18 protein-coding genes are annotated in these 15,259 nt (G+C 66.7%); 9 read left to right on the forward strand and 9 right to left on the reverse strand.

Annotated elements, in window-relative coordinates:
• Positions 1 to 26: 26 nt before the first annotated feature.
• Both accB and ASE66_RS28005 read right to left on the reverse strand, forming a co-directional pair.
• Entirely contained in the window at positions 27 to 488 is a 462-nt protein-coding gene (gene accB, locus ASE66_RS28000; protein ID WP_057192965.1) for an acetyl-CoA carboxylase biotin carboxyl carrier protein, read from the reverse strand.
• Positions 489 to 768: 280 nt separating this feature from the next.
• Positions 769 to 1,551, reverse strand: coding sequence for a DsbA family protein (locus tag ASE66_RS28005; protein ID WP_057192966.1), 783 nt, complete (start codon positions 1,549 to 1,551; stop codon positions 769 to 771).
• A 190-nt stretch (positions 1,552 to 1,741) separates the two neighbouring features.
• Here ASE66_RS28005 and ASE66_RS28010 point away from each other — a divergent pair, with 190 nt between their 5' ends.
• Positions 1,742 to 2,023, forward strand: coding sequence for a YARHG domain-containing protein (locus ASE66_RS28010; RefSeq protein ID WP_057192967.1), 282 nt, complete (start codon positions 1,742 to 1,744; stop codon positions 2,021 to 2,023).
• Here the strand turns inward: ASE66_RS28010 and ASE66_RS28015 are convergent.
• The 3 genes from ASE66_RS28015 to ASE66_RS28025 all read right to left on the reverse strand — a co-directional run bounded on the left by ASE66_RS28015 (position 2,020) and on the right by ASE66_RS28025 (position 4,412).
• Positions 2,020 to 2,568, reverse strand: a complete 549-nt coding sequence (locus ASE66_RS28015) for an AAA family ATPase (protein WP_057192968.1) — start codon at positions 2,566 to 2,568, stop codon at positions 2,020 to 2,022. The two genes, ASE66_RS28010 and ASE66_RS28015, sit on opposite strands and share 4 nt — an antisense overlap.
• Before the next feature lie 62 nt (positions 2,569 to 2,630).
• The gene (locus ASE66_RS28020; protein WP_057192969.1) at positions 2,631 to 3,341 is read right to left on the reverse strand and encodes a DNA helicase; all 711 of its coding nucleotides are present in this window, start codon (positions 3,339 to 3,341) and stop codon (positions 2,631 to 2,633) included.
• Positions 3,342 to 3,479: 138 nt separating this feature from the next.
• Positions 3,480 to 4,412, reverse strand: coding sequence for a LysR substrate-binding domain-containing protein (locus tag ASE66_RS28025; protein WP_057192970.1), 933 nt, complete (start codon positions 4,410 to 4,412; stop codon positions 3,480 to 3,482).
• 120 nt (positions 4,413 to 4,532) lie between these two features.
• Between ASE66_RS28025 and ASE66_RS28030 the strand changes: the two genes are divergently transcribed.
• The 4 genes from ASE66_RS28030 to ASE66_RS28045 all read left to right on the forward strand — a co-directional run bounded on the left by ASE66_RS28030 (position 4,533) and on the right by ASE66_RS28045 (position 7,765).
• Positions 4,533 to 5,258, forward strand: coding sequence for an SDR family oxidoreductase (locus tag ASE66_RS28030; protein WP_057192971.1), 726 nt, complete (start codon positions 4,533 to 4,535; stop codon positions 5,256 to 5,258).
• An 11-nt stretch (positions 5,259 to 5,269) separates the two neighbouring features.
• A complete protein-coding gene (locus ASE66_RS28035) occupies positions 5,270 to 5,731 on the forward strand; it encodes a carboxymuconolactone decarboxylase family protein (protein WP_057192972.1) in 462 nt (153 codons plus the stop codon).
• 11 nt (positions 5,732 to 5,742) lie between these two features.
• Complete coding sequence (locus ASE66_RS28040; protein ID WP_057193475.1) at positions 5,743 to 6,114, forward strand: Atu4866 domain-containing protein; 372 nt, start codon at positions 5,743 to 5,745, stop codon at positions 6,112 to 6,114.
• Between the two features lie 145 nt (positions 6,115 to 6,259).
• On the forward strand, positions 6,260 to 7,765 hold the full coding sequence (locus ASE66_RS28045; RefSeq protein WP_057192973.1) for an ATP-binding protein: 1,506 nt from the start codon (positions 6,260 to 6,262) through the stop codon (positions 7,763 to 7,765).
• Between the two features lie 129 nt (positions 7,766 to 7,894).
• Here the strand turns inward: ASE66_RS28045 and ASE66_RS28050 are convergent, their stop codons facing one another.
• A complete protein-coding gene (locus ASE66_RS28050; RefSeq protein ID WP_057192974.1) occupies positions 7,895 to 8,467 on the reverse strand; it encodes a TIGR00645 family protein in 573 nt (190 codons plus the stop codon).
• Positions 8,468 to 8,678: 211 nt separating this feature from the next.
• On the opposite strand from ASE66_RS28050, the gene ASE66_RS28055 reads away from it, so the two are divergent.
• The 3 genes from ASE66_RS28055 to ASE66_RS28065 all read left to right on the forward strand — a co-directional run bounded on the left by ASE66_RS28055 (position 8,679) and on the right by ASE66_RS28065 (position 10,351).
• Positions 8,679 to 9,149, forward strand: a complete 471-nt coding sequence (locus ASE66_RS28055; protein ID WP_057192975.1) for a BA14K family protein — start codon at positions 8,679 to 8,681, stop codon at positions 9,147 to 9,149.
• A gap of 129 nt (positions 9,150 to 9,278) precedes the next feature.
• Entirely contained in the window at positions 9,279 to 10,058 is a 780-nt protein-coding gene (xth, locus tag ASE66_RS28060) for an exodeoxyribonuclease III (RefSeq protein ID WP_057192977.1), read from the forward strand.
• A gap of 2 nt (positions 10,059 to 10,060) precedes the next feature.
• A complete protein-coding gene (locus ASE66_RS28065; RefSeq protein ID WP_057192979.1) occupies positions 10,061 to 10,351 on the forward strand; it encodes a putative quinol monooxygenase in 291 nt (96 codons plus the stop codon).
• A gap of 25 nt (positions 10,352 to 10,376) precedes the next feature.
• Here ASE66_RS28065 and ASE66_RS28070 read toward each other — a convergent pair whose 3' ends face one another.
• The 3 genes from ASE66_RS28070 to ilvD all read right to left on the reverse strand — a co-directional run bounded on the left by ASE66_RS28070 (position 10,377) and on the right by ilvD (position 13,580).
• Positions 10,377 to 10,745 (reverse strand): hypothetical protein, encoded by a 369-nt coding sequence (locus tag ASE66_RS28070; RefSeq protein ID WP_057192981.1) that lies wholly within the window; start codon positions 10,743 to 10,745, stop codon positions 10,377 to 10,379.
• 164 nt (positions 10,746 to 10,909) lie between these two features.
• Positions 10,910 to 11,863 (reverse strand): tetratricopeptide repeat protein, encoded by a 954-nt coding sequence (locus ASE66_RS28075; protein WP_244495081.1) that lies wholly within the window; start codon positions 11,861 to 11,863, stop codon positions 10,910 to 10,912.
• Entirely contained in the window at positions 11,850 to 13,580 is a 1,731-nt protein-coding gene (gene ilvD / locus ASE66_RS28080) for a dihydroxy-acid dehydratase (RefSeq protein ID WP_057192982.1), read from the reverse strand. Before ilvD ends, ASE66_RS28075 begins: the two co-directional genes overlap by 14 nt.
• 664 nt (positions 13,581 to 14,244) lie before the next feature.
• On the opposite strand from ilvD, the gene ASE66_RS28085 reads away from it, so the two are divergent.
• Entirely contained in the window at positions 14,245 to 15,258 is a 1,014-nt protein-coding gene (locus ASE66_RS28085) for an extracellular solute-binding protein (RefSeq protein WP_057192984.1), read from the forward strand.
• Position 15,259: the final 1 nt, after the last annotated feature.

The raw sequence follows: 15,259 nt of genomic DNA on the forward strand, positions 1-15,259 counted from the left end.
CAGCCCGCTCCCGCCCGGATGGATCCTCACTCGATCACCAGCAGGGGCTCGCCGTATTCGACCGGCTGGCCGTCCTCGACCAGGATCGCGACGACCTTGCCGGCGCGCGGCGCGACGATGTCGTTGAAGGTCTTCATGGCTTCGACGAGGAGCACGCGCTCGCCCGCCTTCACCTCCTGGCCGACCTCGATGAAGGGCTTGGCCTCCGGCGAGGGCCGGCGATAGGCGGTACCGACCATCGGCGATGGCACCGTGCCGGGATGCGCCGCGGCGGCCTTGGCCTCGACCGGCGCGGCAGCAGCCACGACCGGCGCAGGGGCAAAGGCCGGCGCGGCTGCGACCGGCGCCATCACCGTCGCGGTGATGGTGCGGGCCACGCGGATTCGCAGGTCGCCCTTCTGGACTTCGATCTCGGTGAGATCGGTCTCGTTGATCAGCTGCGCCATCTCGCGCACGAGTTCGGGGTCGATGGGGCTCTTGGTCGCCATGGCGGATTTCACCGTCTTCGTGAGCTCGATGGGCGGGACGGCAGGTCCCGAAGGGAAAGCGCATATGCGAGGAAATGGCGCCGGATCAAGCCGGCGGCCTCGCGATGTCGCGCGTCTTTACCCGGAATGGCCCGTCAGGAAAAGGGCGCAGGCGCCGGGTGGGCGCCTTGCCTATGCAAATCACCGCCGTTCAGGCCGCTGTTCCACAGGAATGACGGGTCGAAACATGGATTCAGGAGGTTGCCGAGCCATCCATGGAGATGGCCTGGCGCTCATCCGTTCAGCCGCTGCAGGTCGTCTTGCCGCATTTGCGGACGGCGTCGATCTTCTGCTTCAGCGCCGGGGCGCCGACCGCACCGAACACCACCTCGTCGCCGATGATGAAGGCCGGCGTTCCGGTGAGGCCGAGCCGGTCGCCGAGCGCGACGGTCTGCTCGATCGTCGCGCGCGTCGCCGGAGCATCCATCTCCTTCTTGACGCGCTCGATGTCGGCGCCGGCTTCCTTGGCGATCTCTAGCGCCTTGGCGCCGTTGATCCGGCCCTTGGTGGCCATCAGCTTGAGATGGAAGTCCCAGTACTTCTGGCCCTGGAGCTGGTTCTTCACCGCGATGGCGACACGGCTGGCCTCGACCGAGTCCGGTCCGAGGATCGGGAAGTCCTTGATCACCACCTTGAGCTTGGGATCGTCCTTGGCGAGCGTGCGGACATCTTCCATCGCCCTTTTGCAGAAGCCGCAATTGTAATCCATGAACTCGACCAGCGTGACGTCGCCCTGCGGGTTGCCGGCGATCACCGAGGTCGCGGGATCGGTCAGGCTGGCCTTCTCGGCGGCGAGCGCATTGCGCTGGGCCTCGACCTGCGCGACCTGGTTGCGCTTCTCGAGCTCGACCAGCGCCTCCTGGATCAGCTCCGGATTCTTCAGCAGCGTCTCCTTGATCAGCTCGACCACGGCCGTGCGTTGCTCGGGCGAAAGCGCCTGAGCCTGTGCCGGCACTGCGGCGACGCCAAGAGCGCAGGCGGCGATGCCAGCGAGCGCCAGGCGACGAAACGAGGAGAACAACATCGAAGGAATCCTTTCAGGCGCGCGGCCGGCGACACCGGGTTCTTGTTGTCCGGCCAAGACGGAACGTCAATTCACAGCTTAGCCAGCGCTTTGCCGCATGATCGTGATGCTGGCATGGCAGGAGGCGAAAATGCTTGTCACCGGCACAAGCGCGCAGCCAGACTGAAAGCCGGAACCCGTGAGGCCTGCCATGCTGAAATCCGCTCTCTTCGCCGCCGCCATCGGGCTCGCGCTGCCTGTCCTTGCAGCCGCTACGCCTGCTGTCGCCCAGAGCTGCGAGGACCTCTGGTACCAGCGCAACGAGATCTACAAGGCGCAGGGCTACTGCTTCCGCACCCAGCGCGGCATCAGCGCCTTCGGCAATGCCGGCTGCCAGTACGACAATGTCGAGGACGTACCGCTCTCGGCGACGCAGCGCCGCGTCGTCGCCGACATCCAGCGCGCCGAGCGCACGAGCCGCTGCCCGCGCTAACCCGCCGCCCGCGCCAGTCGAAAACGCTCGCTTTCGACGGCTTGCACCACAGCCGCCACGACACCGTCGACATCGAGGCCGGCGGTCGGCAGGCCGTGATGCAGGAATTCGCCAAGATCGGCGAGCTGACCGTGCAAGGCCGCGATTACCTGCGCGTCTGTCAGCGTATCGCCACCACGCGCCTGACAGCGCCGGATCGCCTCATCCAATGGCGGGCTGAGCACGACATAGTGGACCACGGCCTCGTCGCGCCTGAACGCCGGCAGGAACCAGGGTCCGACGATGCCGTCGACGACGACGAAATAGCCCCCGCGTGCATAGGCGTAGGCAGCGGCTGCAAGGGCCTCCATCACAACTGCATTCTGAGCGTGCGCTGCCGGCAGGAAGGGTGCGACAGCGCCCTGCCCGATTGCATGCCAGAAATCGTCGGCATGGAGATGGACCTTGGCCGATCCCGGCAAGTTGACGAGGGCACGTGCCGCCGTTGTCTTGCCGGAACCGGGCGAGCCGGTGAGGACGAGAATCTGGCCGGTGCAGTCGAGCATTTGGCCCTTCTAGGATCCCCAGGCGTGACCGGCCAGATCGCCCAGCGCTTATCGGACCACCGCTAACCCGCCTGGAGCCGGACCTCGCCCTGATTCAGGAAGCAGCTCTTGTTGAAGAGCGAGAGATCCAGCGGGTTCGGCAAGCGGACGTCGTCGAGATCGGGACAGGGCTTCGTCGCCGGATCGTAGGATCGGTCGATCTGCGAGATGAAGGCCAGGATCACGCCCCTCTCCTGCGCGAAGGCCCTGAGTGCGCGGACCTGGACCATCAGCTCGGGATTGCCGCGCTTCTGGTCGAGCAGTTGCAGGTAGTCGACGATCGCCAGCGTGCCCCGTGGCGCCTCGGCCAGCGACCGCATGATGTGATCGGCGCTGATCGCGTCCGAATCGTCGAAGCCGAACAGCGTCTCGAATTGCGCCGGATCGGCGCCGAGCGCCCGGAAACGATCGACTACGTCCTTCGCCGTGTACTCCAACGTGAAGAACACCGCCCGCCGGCCGGCTTTGATCGCCTCCAGGGCCAGTTTGAGGCTGAGCAACGTCTTGCCGTGCCCCGGTCTCGCGCCGATGAGGAGCAGGTCTCCCGGGACCAGGCGGGCGAACAGCTCGTCGGCTGAGAGCGAATCGGCCGATTTCGCGGCGAGCAGGCTCCAGGCACCGAAACCTTCGCCGATTGCGACGCGGTCGAGCGCGAGATGGAGCGGGATGGCTTCCTTGCGCGCCAGAACTTTGGCCTGGCGCTTCAAGCGATAGACGGGTGCGGAGAGCTTCATCGATAAACCTCCTGATGCGAGCCTGGTCCGCAACCCCTCCTTATGCGCAGCGCTCGAACAGTCGGTTCGACGATCGGATAGGCCCTGCACGGCAGCGTGCTTCCCGGTTGGAGGGAGGAGGCGCGGGCGGCGCCAGAATCAGAGCATAACCGATGCCGCCCGCGCCGTCGCCTCGTGCCGACCCCAATCGAAGTCGCGCAGATGGTCGACGAGGGCGCGCAGCTTCGGCGCCGCGGCGCGCCGGCTCGGATAATAGAGATAGAAGCCTGCGAAATACGGGGAGAACTCCTGCAGCAGCGGCTCCAGCTCGCCACGCGCGATCGCCGGGCGGAAGCTCTCTTCCATCCCGAAGGTGATGCCGGCACCCGCGACCGCGAGCTTGATCATCAGCGCCATGTCGCTGGTGGTGATCTCCGGTGCGACGGCGACGCTGAACTCCTTGCCATCCTCGGCGAACTCCCAGCGATAAGGCGGCAGCTTCGGCCCCGGCCGCCAGCCGATGCAGCGATGCGCCGCCAGTTCGCGCGGATGCTCCGGCACACCGAAGCGCTCGCGATAGCTCGGCGCGCAGACGGCAAGCTGGCGCTCCTCGCCGCCGATCACGACCGCAACCATGTCCTGTTCGATGACCTCACCGAGCCTGACCCCGGCGTCGTAGCCGGCGGCGACGATGTCGAACTCCTCATCCGTCACCGTGATGTCGAGTTCGACCTCCGGATTGGCCGCGGCGAAGCCGGCGAGGAACGGCCCCGACAGGAAGCGCTCGGCGATCGACGACACCGCGAGGCGCAGGCGTCCGCGCGCGCCGGCACGCAAATCCCGAGTCGCCTCGACGGCAGCGCGCAGATCGGACAGCGCGGGGCCGAGATCGGCGAGAAGCCGCTCGCCCGCTTCGGTCAGGCTGACGCTGCGCGTCGTGCGCTGCACAAGCGCGATTCCGAGCCGCTCCTCCAGTTTCCGGATCGTCTGGCTGACGGCAGAGCGCGTGACGCCGATGCGGCCGGCCGCACCGCGAAAGCTCCGCTCCTCGGCGACGAGCGCGAAGACGGCGAGGGCATTGAGATCCTCCATTGGTTAGAAAAACTCTCCAGACTGGAAAGGAATGGGCGGCTTATCGCGACAATGACCTGGTCCTAGCTTTCGGGCAACCGCAACGACGCGGTTCCACGGAACATCCAGACGGAGATCGACATGCCCCTCGACAAGGTCGTCCTCATCACCGGCGCCTCCAGCGGGATCGGCGCCGGCATCGCCCGCGAGCTTGCAGCGGCCGGAGCCAGGCTGATGCTGGGCGCAAGGCGCACCGACCGGCTGGACGCGCTGGCCGAAGAGATCACGGCAAAGGGCGGCGAGGTCCGCACCCGCCGGCTCGACGTCACCGATCGCGCCGATGTCGCAGCCTTCGCCGTGGCGGCCCGGGAGGCCTTCGGCCGCGTCGACGTCATCGTCAACAATGCCGGCATCATGCCGCTCTCGCCGATGGCCTCGCTCAAGGTCGACGAGTGGGACCAGATGGTCGACGTCAATATCAAGGGCGTGCTCTACGGCATCGCCGCCGTGTTGCCGCAGATGCTGGCCCGCGGCTCCGGCCATGTCGTCAACATCGCCTCCATCGGCGCACTCGCCGTTTCGCCGACGGCCGCCGTCTACTGCGCGACGAAATACGCCGTGCGCGCGATCTCGGACGGGTTGCGCCAGGAACACGCCGACCTACGCGTCACCTGCATCCATCCCGGCGTGGTCGAGAGCGAGCTTGCCGAGACCATCACCGATCCGGCCGCGGCCGAGCTGATGAAGAGCTATCGCGCCATCGCGCTCAAGCCGGACGCGATCGGCCGCGCGGTGCGCTTCGCGATCGAGCAGCCGGACGATGTCGACGTCAACGAGATCGTCATCCGCCCCACCGCCACCCGCTGAGGAGGAACACCATGACCATGTCGATGCAGTCCCCGCTGCGCGCCGCAGCCACAGCCTTCGCCATCGCGGTGATGCCCGCACCTGCCATCGCAGAGTCGAGCGAGGAGCGCCGCAAGCGCGGCGACGCCGTCGTCCGCAGCCTGAACAACAATACCCCCCAGCCGGCGCTGGAACGCATGCGGCAGGAGTTCCCCTTCCTCGCCGACGCGACCGAGGCCTATGCGCTCGGCGATGTCTGGTCGCGGACCGGCCTCGACAGCCGGACGCGCCAGCTCGCTGCGGTGGCGGCGTTCGCCGCGACCGGCCAGACCGCCTTCATGAAGGTCCACGCCGGCTACGCGCTCAACATCGGCGTGTCCGAGGGAGAGCTGAAGGAGATCGTCTACCTGATCACCGTGCCGGCCGGCATTTCGCGGGCGATCGCGGCATCCCAGGCGCTGTCTGAACTCTTCGCCGAGCGCCGGAAGCCGTGAAGGGAACGATCATGACCCCCTTGCTCGTGAACGCCTTGCTGTTGCTGGCCGCCGGCGTCGGCCTTGCCACCACGACCATCAAGACTGAACCAGAAGGACCGACCCGCATGATGATTACCCAGGCAGCCGCTCCCGAGACCCCGCAGACCCACCCCTATGTCGGCATGTGGATCACGGCCGACGGCAATGTCCGGCACGACCTTCTGCCGAACGACCGCTATGACGAGGCGCGCGGCAATCGCGAGAGCGCCTATCGTGGCCGCTACAAGGTCACCGGCAACTATATCGAGTATTGGGACGATACCGGCTTCACCGCCGACGGGACCTTCGTCGACGCGGATACGCTGCATCATGGCGGCATGATCCTGCGCCGCCGCCCCTGACGCGAGGTGTCGGAGCCACCGCGCATTTGCTGTGGATGCGGCAACCGGCGGCACCTGCGCACTCGCGCCCGCGTGCTAGACCACGCCGCTCGCTCATCCCGCTCCGGGACGGGCCGCGGGGACCTAAGGCGACACGCTGGCTGGCATGAAGACGGGCATCGACATGGGGTCGACGCGCAGCGGCGAGCCCGCTGAGCTCGACCTGGCCGAATTGCTGGCGACGCGGCTCCTGGTCCAGGGCAATTCCGGCTCGGGCAAGTCGCATCTGCTGCGCCGCCTGCTCGAGCAGAGCGCCCCGCTGGTCCAGCAGGCCATCATCGATCCCGAGGGCGATTTCGTCTCGCTCGCCGACCAGTTCGGCCATGTCGTTGTCGATGGCACGGCGAGCCCGGTCGAACTGCAGAAGATTGCCCTGCGCGTACGCCAGCACCGCGTCTCGGTGGTGCTCAATCTCGAGGAACTCGACGCCGACGAGCAGTTGCGCGCCACTGCCGCCTTCCTCGGCGGGTTGTTCGAGATCGACCGCGCCCATTGGTATCCGATGCTGGTCGTGGTCGACGAGGCCCAGCTCTTCGCCCCCGTCATGGCCGGCGAAGCCTCGGACGAGGCGCGGCGCCAGTCGCTCGGCGCGATGACCAACCTGATGTGCCGCGGTCGCAAGCGTGGCCTCGCCGGCGTGATCGCGACGCAGCGCCTCGCCAAGCTTGCCAAGAACGTCGCGGCCGAAGCCTCCAACTTCCTGATGGGCCGCACCTTTCTCGATATCGACATGCAGCGCGCCGCCGATCTGCTCGGCATGGACCGGCGCCAGGCCGAGATGTTCCGTGATCTCGAGCGCGGCCAGTTCGTCGCGCTCGGCCCGGCTTTGTCGAAGAAGCCGCTGCCGGTCAGGATTGGCCCGGTCGCCTCGATCGATCGCGGCGGCGCACCGGGTCTTCTCCCCCTGCCCGATCAGGCGCCGGAAGATGCCAGCAAGCTGATCTTCACCGCTGGCGAGGGCGAGGTCGCACCCGCACCCTGGCCGAAGCAGCCGCGCCCGCGGCCGGTGGTGGCGCCCGAGATCATCCGCCGCATCGAGACGCACCAGCCGGTGCCACCGCCCGAGCCCGAGATCGAGATGGACCCGGCCGAGCGCGCGGCGGCGCTGGTCGAGATCCTGAACGAACTGCTCGACGATCCCGAGGCGCGCGACCGGCCGGTCGCCGTGCTCTACCAGGACTTCACCGTGCGCTGCCGGATGCGCCGCGTCAGCGGTCCGGAGACCGGGCTGGAAGCTTTCCGCAAGCGCCTCGCCGTCGCCCGCGCCGGAGCGAGCGAAGCGGTGCTGTCCTCGGAGGCCTGGGAGAAGGCGCTGACGGCGGCCGAAACCCTGCCGGAAGACTTGCACGGGCTCTTCCTGTTCATCGCCCGCAGCGCGATCGAGGGTGCGCCCTGCCCGTCCGATGCCGAACTGGCCGAGGCCTATGGCAGCCATTCGCCGAGCCGGGCGCGCCGCCTGATCGGCTATATCGAGGAGCGTGGCCTCCTCGTCTGCCATGTCGACTTCCGCGGGCAGCGCACGCTCGCCCTGCCATCGCTCGGCGTCGAGACTGCGCCGGGCCTCGCCTCGCCGCTGGTCAAGGGCCTGCCGCCAAGACGGGCGCGGGGGTAGCGAACCCGTCATTCTCGGACGAAGCGAAGCGCAGACCCGAGAATCTCAGGACGAGAAGGCACCGACCGGAGCCTCTTCCGGCCTGAGATGCTCGGGTCAAGCCCGAGCATGACGCGCTTGATCAGCCCGTCAATGTCCCTTGCTGGTGCCGCTGAGGGTCATCCGGTCGACCCAGGCGATGCCGAGCGCCGAGAAGATGAAGATGGTGTGGATCAGCGTCTGCAGCAGCACGCCCGTGGTCGTGTAGTTCGTCGCCGTCGGCCCGCCGATATTGCCGGCCTCGATGAAGGTCCGCAGCAGGTGGATCGACGAGATGCCGATGATCGCCATGGCGAGCTTGATCTTGAGGATCGAGGCGTTGACGTGGCTGAGCCATTCCGGCTGGTCGGGATGGTTCTGCAGCCGCAAGCGCGAGACGAAGGTCTCGTAGCCGCCGACGATCACCATGATCAGCAGGTTCGAGATCATCACCACGTCGATCAGGCCGAGCACGACCAGCATGATCTGCTGCTCGCTGAAATTGAAGGCGTGGGTTACGAGGTGCCAGAGTTCCTTGAGGAACAGGAAGACGTAGACGCACTGCGCCACGATCAGGCCGAGATAGAGCGGCACCTGCAGCCAGCGCGAGGCGAAGATCACCATCGGCAATGGCCTCAGCGGCCCGTTGGCGGGAAGGTCAGCGGGTTCGGCGGAGTGCGACATGGGGCTCCCGGATCGGTGCTGCAGTGCGGAAATGTCCGCCAGATGGGGCCTGGCGCGGCGACGCGCAAGTCGAAAAGCGCCGAGAGCTGTCGGAAGTCGTTGAAATTTCGCCGCGTTTTGCGTTTACTTCTGGCGGTAAGGTGACTGTGCCTGGGCCGCCGATGAGTTCGCCCGGGGAATCCTCCCAGCCGGGAGGGATAAGGAGTTCGAGATGATCAGGACGACGTTGATCGCCGCCGCCCTCGCCGGCGGTTTTGCCCTCGCCACGCCGGTTGTCGCTGCTCCGCTCGCGCCGGCCACGGCCGCCGTTGCGACGGCCGGCTCGCCTAACCTGGTCGAGCAGGTGCAGTACCGCCGCTACGGCTATCGTGGCGGCTACGGTTACCGCGGCGGCTATGCCTATCGCGGCGGCTACGGCTACCGCGGCGGCTATCGCTATAATCGCGGCGCGGCCGTCGGCGCCGGCATCGCGGCCGGTGCGCTCGGCGCTCTCGCCGCCGGCGCCCTGCTGGCGCCCGGCCCGGTCTATGCCGCGCCGCCGCCCGTCTACGCAGCGCCGGCGCCCGTCTATGCCGCACCGGATGGCGACGCGATCGCCTATTGCTCGCGCCGCTTCCGCACCTATGACCCCGAGACCGGCACCTATATCGGCTCGGGCGGCGTGGTCCGCGCCTGCCCGTAAGGCGCTGTTATAGGCTGAACCCTTCGAACCTCCCGGCGTTGGCCGGGAGGTTTTTTGTGGCCACTGCTGACTTGCATTGACGGCTTGGCCGTCTCTTAGTCTCCGCTCGTCTGAATCGGAGCCGGCCCCGTGCGCATCGCCACCTGGAACGTCAATTCGATCCGCCAGCGGCTGACCCATGTCCTCGCCTTCCTCAAGGAAGCCGAGCCCGACGCGCTCTGCCTGCAGGAGCTGAAATGCGTCGACGCCGATTTCCCGCGCGCCGAGATCGAGGACGCCGGCTGGCAGGTCGCGATCCATGGCCAGAAGGGCTTCAACGGCGTCGCCATCATCTCGCGCAGCAAGCTCGAGGATGTCAGGCGCGGCCTGCCGGGCGATGATGGCGACGAGCAGGCGCGCTATCTCGAAGGCGTGCTGCCGCATGGCTCCGGCGTGGTGCGACTGGCCTCGATCTACCTGCCCAACGGCAACCCGCCGAATACCGAGAAATACCCCTACAAGCTCGCCTGGATGGAGCGGCTCGCGGTGCACGCCAAGGGCCTGCTCGCCCATGAGGAGCCGCTGGTGCTCGCCGGCGACTACAATGTCATCCCCGAGCCGCGCGACGCCCGCGATCCCGCCGCCTGGACCGGCGATGCGCTTTTCCTGCCGCCGACCCGGACCGCCTTCCGCAAGCTGCAGAGCCTGGGCTTCACCGAGGCGCTGCGCGCCACCACCGACGCAGCCGGCCTCTACACCTTCTGGGATTATCAGGCCGGCGCCTGGCAAAGGAACAACGGCATCCGCATCGACCATCTGCTGCTTTCGCCGCAGGCCGCCGACAAGCTCGGCGCGGTCTCGATCGCCAAGCATGTCCGTGGTTGGGACAAGGCCTCGGACCATGTCCCGGTGCTGATCGAGCTGAACTGAGCATGCTGAAGGTCATCGCCCAGGACTTCATCAAGCTCGACGCTGTCGAATTGGTGAAACCGCTCTACCGGGAACTGGTCGAGAAGACGCGGGCTGAGCCGCTCTGCCTCGCCTATGATCTCTTCATCGACCAGAAGGACCCCGGCCATTTCGTCTTCGTCGAGCAATGGCCGGACCAGGCGGCGCTGGATACGCATTGCCGCTCCGAGCATTTCAGGCGACTGGTGCCACTGATCAACCAGCACCAGCGGCAGGATTGCATCGTCACGCTGATGGATGCGTTCGAAGGCTAGGGAAAGGCTGGCCTCGGGCGCCGCGCTATTCCGGCGAACCGCGCTTGACGCCTTCCTTGATGAAGACGCGAAACGGCGTCGTGCCGCTGGCGCTGCCATCGGCCGAGCGCCATTGCCCCTTGCTGCAGAGCACCCCGCCTTGCGTCTCGCTCGCCTCGAACTCGATCAGGTTGTGATAGGTCGTGCCATCAGGCTCGACCGCACGGAACCGCGTTCTGCATTTGCCGCCGGCGACGACCGGATCGTAATCATGGATCATGATGCCGCCGCCACCCGTGCTCGGGAACGGGCTCGTCAGCGGAGACCACTCTTCGAAGCGCTCCTGTGCGCCGGCATTATGGCAGGCGAGCACGGCGCAGGCGGCGATGAAGCTGAAGAATGCGGCGTCGCGCATGGCAAAGCCTCCGAGGTCGAATACCTCGGCTACGTGGCTCTACAGCACTTGGATGCAGTCGCGCACGCATCGGACCGAAAAGTGGAGTCCACTTTTCGGAAGAATCCGATGCTAAAACTACGTGATAGATCATCGTGATCGCGTCCATTCGGACGCGCGATGATCTAGCGCCGCTCGGCGCGGATGTGCTGGCGCTCGACCAGCGCCAGCGCGGCCGTCCGGTCGCTCGCGCTCGCCGTGGCGAAGGCGGCATCGTAGCGCTCGACGATCCAGCCCTCGCGGGCGGTATCGGCGCCCTCGCGCGCCAGCGCCAGCCACATCAGGCCGATGATCGGATGGCGCGGTACGCCGTCGCCGCCGCGCAGCAGCATGTCGCCGAAGACGGCGCGTGCCGGGGCATGGCCCTTCTCGGCTGCGAGCTTCATCCAGCGCGCCGCCTGGCGCGCATCGCGCGAGACGCCGGTGCCGTTGAGATAGAGCCGGGCTAGATTGTACTGGCCGTCCGGGTCGCCGAAATAGGAGGCGGCGTAATGGAACATGTCGAAGGCGCGATCGGGATTGGGCTTTACATAGCTGCCCTTGATCCCGTCGAGGAAATAGCCGCCGAGCGCGACGAAGGCGGCCGAGACGATGCGCCCATCCGAGGTGCCGGGAATCTCGTCGGCGTTCTCGTCCGCGATCTTCGAGAAATACTCGAAGGCCTTGAGATCGTTGGTCGGAACACCATCGCCGCTGGCATAAACCCGGCCGAGCTTGAACTGCGCGGCGAGATGGCCCTGCGCGGCGGCATATTCGAGCGCCTTGACCGCACCGGCCTGATCGCCGGCGGTCGAATCACGCATCCAGGCCTTCAGCGCGTCGCGGGCGCTGCTGAACGGGGCGATCGGCAAGGCGGTGTGGGCAGCAGGACCGCTCGGCGCCGGCGCAATCGCGCCGCGGCCGGGAGCGAGCGGCACCGGCGCAACACGGTTGTCCACGTCCGGCTCCGGCAGGGCGATACCGGGAATCGGGCGCGGTGGCACCGGCATGCGCTCGGCCGACCCGTCCTGCGCCCGGGCCGCCTGCTGGCAGCCCAGAGCCAGCAGGGCTCCGGCAATGATGGCCTTAGATATCCGCATAGCACTGTATCTCGGCTGCGCCTCCCGGATGGGTGACGGCGCCGCCCTTGGCGGATCCGACCGTCTGCGCATATTTCCAGAGTGCGCCCGACCGATAATCCGTCTGGCGCGGCGTCCAGGCCTTACGACGCTCCTGAAGTTCGGCATCAGAAAGGCGGACTGCGAGCTTTCCTGTGATGGCGTCGAGCTCGATGATGTCGCCGTCGCGGATCAGGCCGATCGGCCCGCCGACAGCCGCCTCGGGGCCGACATGGCCGACGCAGAAACCGCGCGTCGCACCCGAGAATCGGCCGTCCGTGATCAGTGCGACCTTGTCGCCCATGCCCTGGCCGTAGAGTGCTGCGGTGGTCGACAGCATCTCGCGCATGCCGGGGCCGCCCTTCGGCCCCTCATAGCGGATCACCAGCACGTCGCCGACCTGGTAGTCGCGATTGGTGACGGCCTTGAAGGCGTCTTCCTCGCAGTCGAAGCAGCGCGCCGGGCCGGTGAAGACCAGGCTCTCGGCCGGCATGCCGGCGATCTTCACGATCGCACCTTCGGGGGCGAGATTACCCTCGAGGCCGACGACGCCACCGGTCTGCGTGATCGGCTTGTTCGCCGGGTACACGACGTCCTGCTGGTCGTTCCATTTCACGCTGGCGAGGTTCTCGGCGATGGTGCGGCCGGTCACGGTCATGCAGTCGCCGTGCAGGTAGCCGTGGTCGAGCAGCGTCTTCATCAACAGCGGGATGCCGCCGACTTCGAACATGTCCTTGGCGACGTATTTGCCGCCCGGCTTCAGGTCGGCGACATAGGGCGTCTTCTTGAAAATCTCGGCGACGGCGAAGAGGTCGAAGTCGATGCCGCACTCATGTGCGATCGCCGGCAGGTGCAGCGCCGCATTGGTCGAGCCGCCCGAGGCCGCGACGACCATCGCCGCATTCTCCAGCGCCTTGCGGGTGACGATGTCGCGCGGCCGGATGTTCTGGGCGATCAGCTCCATCACCATCTCGCCGGCGGTGTAGCAGAAGGTGTCGCGGACATCGTAAGGCGCCGGCGCGCCGCAGCTATAGGGCAGCGCCAGGCCGATCGCCTCGGCGACGGTCGCCATGGTGTTGGCGGTGAACTGGGCGCCGCAGGAGCCGGAGGACGGACAGGCGACCTCCTCGAGCTCCTTGAGGTCTTCATCCGACATCGCGCCGACCGAGTGCTTGCCGACCGCCTCGAACACATCCTGGACGGTGACCGGCTGGCCCTTGAAATTTCCGGGCAGGATCGAGCCGCCATAGATGAAGATCGACGGCACGTTGAGGCGCACCATCGCCATCATCATGCCGGGCAGAGACTTGTCGCAGCCGGCAAGGCCGACCAGCGCGTCATAGCAATGGCCGCGCATGGTGAGCTCGACCGAGTCGGCGATGACCTCGCGCGAGGCCAGCGACGACTTCATGCCCTGGTGCCCCATGGCGATGCCGTCGGTGACGGTGATCGTGCAGAACTCGCGCGGCGTGCCGGCGGCCGAGGCGACGCCCTTCTTCACGGCCTGGGCCTGGCGCATCAGGGCGATGTTGCAGGGGGCGGCCTCGTTCCAGCAAGAGGCGACGCCGACGAAGGGCTGCGCGATCTGCTTCGCGGTCATGCCCATCGCGTAATAATAGGAGCGGTGCGGAGCACGGGCCGGCCCGACGCTGACGTGGCGGCTGGGCAGTTTTGACTTATCGAAAACGCGCGCGTCCATTCAACTCTGTCCCGCCACCCCACCTGGCGGGCGCAAGCTGTGCCACGCCGCCGCCCGCCGGTGCAATCCATTCGCCCCGAGCAAGCCGCGAAGCATTTTCCTGCTCCGCACCCTGCCTGACGGGGCTTAATTCTTCCGTATCTCAGATAGTTACTGAAATTTGCAGCTGAGGCCGCTTTGTGGCGGCTTCGCGGCAATCATGGCAGCCTGGCCGTGCAGCACTGCAATAGCTGCCGATGTTGCGCAAATATCACGAGCTCAGGCGTCGCGGCAGCACAGGCACCTGCCAAGCCTGCAATCCCAGCGTGCAGCAGGCAGAGTCGCCGGTTCACGATCATGGCACCGCTCGGCCGTCAGGCGCCGCATTTCCCCCAACACGGCGGCAGCTGGCGGAACGCCCGCCCCGCCGGCCGACGAGGCGCAGACAGTAGGCTCAATTCAAACCCTTGGAGTCGTAAGACTTTCGAGTGCATCGCCCGCCGGCGAAGCGACCTCGGGCGAAGCCCGTCAACTATTCAGTTTAGAATTTGTATAATGATCATGCAGTTTAGAATTGATATAACACATTGAAACAAAAGGGATATTTCTTGACCGACCCTGTTTCGGCCTCTACCGCTCCGTCCTGCATGGCCGATTTCAACAGCCCCGCCCGAAGGAGCGAAACATGACCATTCGAACCGCGCTTGCCGCGACAGCCCTGGCCTCCTGCCTGCTGGCCGCCCCTGCCCTTGCGCAGAGCGTCAACCTCTACACGACGCGCGAGCCGGCTCTGCTCAATCCGGTCATCGAGGCCTTCACCAAGGACACCGGCATCAAGGTCAACGCCGTCTTCCTCAAGGACGGTCTGCAGCAGCGCATCCAGGCCGAGGGCGCCAACAGCCCGGCCGACGTGATGCTGGTCGTCGACGTCGGCGAGATCCAGGCAGCGGCCGATGCCGGCATCACCCAGCCGGTCAAGTCGGCGCTGGTCGACAAGACCGTTCCCGCCGCCCTGCGCGGCGCCGGTGACAACTGGATCACGCTGACCCAGCGCGCCCGCATCGTCGTCGTCTCCAAGGACCGGGTGAAGCAGGACGCGATCACCTATGAGGATCTCGCCGACCCCAAGTGGAAGGGCAAGTTCTGCATCCGCGCCGGCCAGCACCCCTATAACAACGCCTTCTTCGCGGCCTATCTCGCCCGCAACGGCGCCGAGAAGACCGAAGCCTTCCTGAAGGCGATCAAGGCCAACACCGCCCGCAAGCCCGGTGGCGGCGACCGCGACGTCGCCCGCGACATCCTCTCCGGCCAGTGCGACATCGCCATCATCAACACCTACTATATCGGGCTGATGAGCAAGGCGACGAACGAGCAGAAGGGCTGGTACGACGCGATCAAGCCGTTGAAGACCACCTTCACCGGCGGCGGCACCCATGTGAACGTCTCGGCCGCAGCGATCGCCAAGAACGCGCCGAACAAGGAGAACGCCGTCAAGCTGATCGAGTACATGCTCGGCGAGAAGGCGCAGCACCTCTATGCCGACGGCAATTTCGAGTATCCGGTCAACGCCGCCGTCAAGGAAGCCGAAGCGGTCAAGCTGCTCGGCGCGCTGACGCCCGACACGACCCCGCTCGGCGACGTCGCCAAGAACCGCAAGGCCGCCTCCGAGCTCGTCGACAAGGTCGGCTTCGACAATTGAG

It is taken from the genome of Allobosea sp. Root483D1 (assembly GCF_001429505.1).
GTDB lineage: Bacteria > Pseudomonadota > Alphaproteobacteria > Rhizobiales > Beijerinckiaceae > Allobosea.